This is a genomic window from Corallococcus llansteffanensis, from assembly GCF_003612055.1.
Lineage (GTDB): Bacteria > Myxococcota > Myxococcia > Myxococcales > Myxococcaceae > Corallococcus > Corallococcus llansteffanensis.
This window is the reverse complement of the sequence record NZ_RAWB01001139.1, coordinates 1-624: the sequence shown is the minus strand read 5'-3', so window position 1 is coordinate 624 and position 624 is coordinate 1. Positions and strand designations below refer to the sequence as shown.

Genomic DNA, 624 nt, shown 5'->3' with positions numbered 1-624 from the left:
CGGGGGCGGTGGGCGTCTGGGTCCGGGCCCAGTCCTCCGCGGAGCGGCCGCTGGCGTCACGGAGCGCGGGGGAGGCGCCCTGGTGGCGGAGCTCCTGGGCGACCTCGTCGCGGCCGAAGAGGACCGCGAACATCAAGGCCGTCTGACCCAGCCGGTTGGTCTGGTCCACCGCGCAGGGCTGGGCGTTCAGCAGCTTCACGATGTCCGCGTAGCCCTTGAAGGCGGCGCCCATGAGGGCGGTGTTGCCGCGGTTGTCGCCCGCGCAGGCGTCGGCCCCGGCGGCGAGCAGCGCCTTCACCGTCTGCGTGTGGCCGTGATAGGCGGCGAGGATGAGGGGGGAGAAGCCGCGCGCGTCGCGGGCCTCCACCGGCGTGCCGGCCTTGATCAGCCCGGTGACGATGTCCGTCTCGCCCTCGCGCGCGGCGGCCAGCAGGTAGCGCTCCGCATCGCTGGTGGCGAGCAGCCGTCCGGAAGGCGCGGGGGCGCGCAGCGACATCCACGCGGCGGTCAGCAGCGCGGCGACCAGCATCAGCAGACCCAACGAACCGAGCAGCAGCTTGCGAACCATGAGGGCGTCTCCAGGGGAGCCCCCGCCCCCGGGTGAGCGGGGACGGGGGCCGGGTG

General features: G+C 74.7%; 1 protein-coding gene. It reads right to left on the bottom strand.

The window, feature by feature from the left end; all coding sequences use genetic code 11:
- Positions 1–568, bottom strand: a 568-nt coding sequence (locus tag D7V93_RS43815) for an ankyrin repeat domain-containing protein (RefSeq protein ID WP_147451720.1), incomplete at its 3' end; no start/stop codon positions are given.
- Positions 569–624: the final 56 nt, after the last annotated feature.